Origin of the sequence: Xenophilus sp., assembly GCF_044462705.1 — a bacterium.
Lineage (GTDB): Bacteria > Pseudomonadota > Gammaproteobacteria > Burkholderiales > Burkholderiaceae_C > Xenophilus > Xenophilus azovorans.
In genome coordinates this window covers 13,672-17,655 of the sequence record NZ_JBIQNC010000103.1, presented here as the reverse complement: position 1 = coordinate 17,655, position 3,984 = coordinate 13,672, and the positions used below count along the sequence as shown (strand labels likewise).

Genomic DNA, 3,984 nt, shown 5'->3' with positions numbered 1-3,984 from the left:
GTGGTGATGGGCTCGTGCACCGCCGGCGGCGCCTACGTGCCGGCGATGAGCGACGAGTCCATCATCGTCAAGAACCAGGGCACCATCTTCCTGGGCGGCCCGCCGCTGGTGAAGGCGGCCACCGGCGAGGTGGTGACGGCCGAGGACCTGGGCGGCGGCGACGTGCACACGCGCCTGTCGGGCGTGGCCGACCACCTGGCCGAGAACGACCTGCATGCGCTGGCGCTGGCGCGCAGCGCGGTCGCGAATCTGAATGCCGCACCAGCCGTTCGGGCTGAGCCCGTCGAAGCCGGGCTTGCGCCGGCCTTCGCGCCGGAAGAGCTCTACGGCGTCATCCCCACCGACACCCGCAAGCCCTTCGACGTGCGCGAGATCATTGCCCGCATCGTCGACGGCAGCGAGTTCCACGAATTCAAGGCGCGCTTCGGCGCCACGCTGGTGTGCGGCTTCGCGCAGATCGAGGGCATGCCGGTGGGGATCGTCGCCAACAACGGCATCCTGTTCAGCGAATCGGCGCAGAAGGGCGCGCACTTCATCGAGCTGTGCGGCCAGCGCAAGATCCCGTTGGTGTTCCTGCAGAACATCACCGGCTTCATGGTCGGCCGCAAGTACGAGAACGAGGGCATCGCCCGCCACGGCGCCAAGATGGTGACGGCGGTGGCCACGGTGAATGTGCCCAAGTTCACCGTCATCATCGGCGGCAGCTTCGGCGCCGGCAACTACGGCATGTGCGGCCGCGCGTACTCGCCGCGCTTCCTCTGGATGTGGCCCAACGCGCGCATCAGCGTGATGGGCGGCGAGCAGGCCGCCAGCGTGCTGGCGACCGTCAAGCGCGACGGCATCGAGGCCAAGGGCGGCAGCTGGAGCGCGGAAGAAGAGGAAGCGTTCAAGTCCCCCATCCGCCAGCAGTACGAGCACCAGGGCCACCCCTACTACGCCACCGCGCGGCTGTGGGACGACGGCGTGATCGACCCGGCCGACACGCGGCGCGTGCTGGCGCTGGGCCTGGCGGCGGCGCGCAACGCGCCCATCCCCGAGCCGAAGTTCGGTGTGTTCCGCATGTGAGCGGCGACGTGGACCCGCGCGCACACTTCGCCACGCTCGCCCGCTACAACCAGTGGGCCACGCGGCGCCTGCTGGAGGCCGTCGCCGCCGTGCCCGAGGCGGACTACCGGCGCGATGCGGGCCTGTTCTTCAAGAGCATCCACGGCACGCTCAACCACCTGCTGGTGGGCGAGCACCTGATCTGGTTCCGGCGCTTCGACGAGGGCGTGTCGCCCCGCATGGCGCTGGACGAGGAGGCGCAGCCCGACCGCGCCGCGCTGGCGCAGGCGCTGCTGGAGGGCGTCTCGCGCTGGCAGCCGCTGATCGCGCGCTGGCCGGCCGGCCGCTTCGGCGGCACGCTGGACTACACCACCACCCAGGGCGTGGCGGCGTCGCTGCCCTTCGCGGCCACGCTGGCCCACGTCTTCAACCACGGCACCCATCACCGCGGGCAGGTCACGGCGGCGCTCACCGCGCTCGGCCATCCCTGCCCCGTGCTCGACCTGGTCTACATGCTGCAAGAGGAGCAACGCACCCCATGACGTCCTTCACCACCCTCGAACTGCAGGTCGACGGCGCCGTCGCGCGCATCTGGCTCAACCGCCCCGAGATGCGCAACGCCATCGACGACGTGTTCATCCGCGAGCTGGGCGAGGCCTTCGCGCAGGCCGAGGCCGCACCGGGCGTGCGTGCCGTGGTGCTGGGCGGGCGCGGCCCGGCCTTCTGCGCCGGCGCCAACCTCAACTGGATGAAGCGCGCCGCGGAGTTCACGCCCGAGCAGAACCTGCAGGACGCCGCCGGCCTGCCGCGCATGCTGCGCACCCTGCACGAAAGCCGCCTGCCGGTGATCGCCCGCGTGCAGGGCGACGTGTACGCCGGCGGCATGGGCCTGGTGTCGGTGTGCGACGTGGCGATCGCGGCCGAGGGCGCGAACTTCTGCCTGTCGGAAGTGAAGATCGGCCTGATCCCCGCCACCATCAGCCCCTACGTCATCCGCGCGATGGGCGCGCGCGCGGCGCAGCGTTACTTTCTCACCGGCGAGCGCTTCTCCGCCGCCGAGGCGCACCGCATCGGCTTCGTGCACGAGGTGGTGCCGGCCGACGCGCTGGACGCCAAGGTCGACGAGGTGCTGAAGAACATCGCCGCCGCCGCGCCCGGCGCGGTGAGCGAGTGCAAGCGGCTGCTGCGCGACGTAACGGGCGAGCGCATCGACGACGCGCTCTCGGACGAGACGGTGCGCCGCATCGCCGCATTGCGCGCCGGCGAGGAGGGGCAGGAGGGCCTGCGCTCCTTCCTCGAAAAGCGCAAGCCGAGCTGGGTCTCACGCTGATCCACGCCCATCATGTTCGACGCCGTCCTCCAGTGGCTGCACCGCGTCGGCCTGCACCCGCAGCCGGCGCTGGCGGACGCCGCCGGCGCGGCCAGCCAGCACGCCAGCCAGGCGCTGGGCCAGATGGACATGCCTTCGCTGCTGGCGCTGGCCGGCGCGCTGGGCTGGGCCAGCGGCTTCCGGCTGTACGCGGTGGTGTTCCTGGTCGGCGCGATGGGCGCGGCCGGCTGGATCGTGCTGCCGCCGGGCCTGCACCTGCTGGCGCATCCGGTGGTGCTCACGGCCAGCGGCCTGATGCTGCTGGTCGAGTTCTTCGCCGACAAGATCCCCTGGCTGGACAGCGTGTGGGACACCGTCCACAGCGTCATCCGCATCCCGGGCGGCGCGCTGCTGGCGGCCGGCGTGTTCGGCGGCGACGGCGCGGTGTGGACCCTGGTGGCGGGTCTCATGGGCGGCTCGCTGGCCGCCACCGCCTTCGCCACCAAGGCCGCCACGCGCGCCGCGATCAACACCTCGCCCGAGCCTTTCAGCAACTGGCTCGCCTCGCTGTTCGAGGACGGGCTGGTGGTCGGCATCGTGTGGCTGGCGACGCAGCATCCGGTGGCCTTCGGCGTCGCGCTGCTGGTGATGGTGCTGCTGTCGGCCGTGCTGCTGGTGGTGCTGTGGAAGTTCCTGCGCGCGGTGCTGCGCAAGTTGCGTGCGTTTTTCGGCGGGGGCGCCTCGGCGGCCCCGCAAGCCTGAATCCAAGGAGAACGATGTGTTCAAGAAGATCCTGATCGCCAACCGCGGTGAAATCGCCTGCCGCGTCGCGGCCACGGCGCGCCGCATGGCGATCCGCACCGTGGCCGTGTATTCGGACGCCGACGCGCACGCCAACCACGTGCGCGCCTGCGACGAATCCGTGCACCTGGGCGGCAGCGCGCCCAAGGACAGCTATCTGCGCTGGGAGAAGATCATCGAAGCCGCCCGGGCCACCGGCGCCGAGGCGATCCACCCCGGCTACGGCTTCCTCAGCGAGAACGAGGACTTCGCCCGCGCCTGCGCCGAGGCGGGCCTCGTCTTCATCGGCCCGCCGGCAGAGGCCATCCTGGCGATGGGCCTGAAGGCCGAGTCCAAGCGCCTGATGGAGCAGGCCGGCGTGCCGCTGGTGCCCGGCTACCACGGCGCCGACCAGGACCCGGCCCTGCTGCAGCGCGAGGCCGACCGCATCGGCTACCCGGTGCTCATCAAGGCCAGCGCCGGCGGCGGCGGCAAGGGCATGCGCATCGTCGAAAAGAGTGCGGACTTCGCCGCGGCGCTCGCGAGCTGCCAGCGCGAGGCGATCAACAGCTTCGGCAGCGACGCGGTGCTGATCGAGAAGTACGTGCAGCGCCCGCGCCACATCGAGATCCAGGTCTTCGGCGACACGCAAGGGAACTACGTCTACCTCTTCGAGCGCGACTGCTCGGTGCAGCGCCGCCACCAGAAGGTGCTGGAGGAGGCGCCCGCGCCCGGCATGCCCGAGGCGATGCGCAGGCAGATGGGCGAGGCGGCGGTGAATGCCGCGCGCGCCGTGAACTATGTCGGCGCCGGCACGGTGGAGTTCATCGTCGAGCAGACCGGCGGCTACG

At 71.3% G+C, this 3,984-nt stretch carries 5 protein-coding genes; all 5 read left to right on the top strand.

All coding sequences use genetic code 11. The annotated features are described in order from the left end of the window. Positions 1–1,065 (top strand): carboxyl transferase domain-containing protein (locus tag ACIY1X_RS15755; protein ID WP_399682114.1); only part of this gene is annotated, 1,065 nt, incomplete at its 5' end. 8 nt (positions 1,066–1,073) lie between these two features. Further along, positions 1,074–1,586: a DinB family protein gene (locus ACIY1X_RS15750; RefSeq protein WP_399682111.1), complete on the top strand. Its 513-nt coding sequence runs from the start codon at positions 1,074–1,076 to the stop codon at positions 1,584–1,586. Further along, complete coding sequence (locus ACIY1X_RS15745; RefSeq protein ID WP_399682109.1) at positions 1,583–2,374, top strand: enoyl-CoA hydratase/isomerase family protein; 792 nt, start codon at positions 1,583–1,585, stop codon at positions 2,372–2,374. Before ACIY1X_RS15750 ends, ACIY1X_RS15745 begins: the two co-directional genes overlap by 4 nt. A gap of 12 nt (positions 2,375–2,386) precedes the next feature. Beyond that, positions 2,387–3,115: a DUF4126 domain-containing protein gene (locus tag ACIY1X_RS15740; protein WP_399682106.1), complete on the top strand. Its 729-nt coding sequence runs from the start codon at positions 2,387–2,389 to the stop codon at positions 3,113–3,115. A gap of 16 nt (positions 3,116–3,131) precedes the next feature. Continuing rightward, positions 3,132–3,984 (top strand): biotin carboxylase N-terminal domain-containing protein (locus ACIY1X_RS15735; RefSeq protein ID WP_399682103.1); only part of this gene is annotated, 853 nt, incomplete at its 3' end.

Coding starts and splice junctions, on each gene's coding strand:
- ACIY1X_RS15745 (WP_399682109.1), top strand. CDS start 1,583: ATGACGTCCTTCACCACCCTCGAACTGCAGGTCGACGGCGCCGTCGCG.
- ACIY1X_RS15740 (WP_399682106.1), top strand. CDS start 2,387: ATGTTCGACGCCGTCCTCCAGTGGCTGCACCGCGTCGGCCTGCACCCG.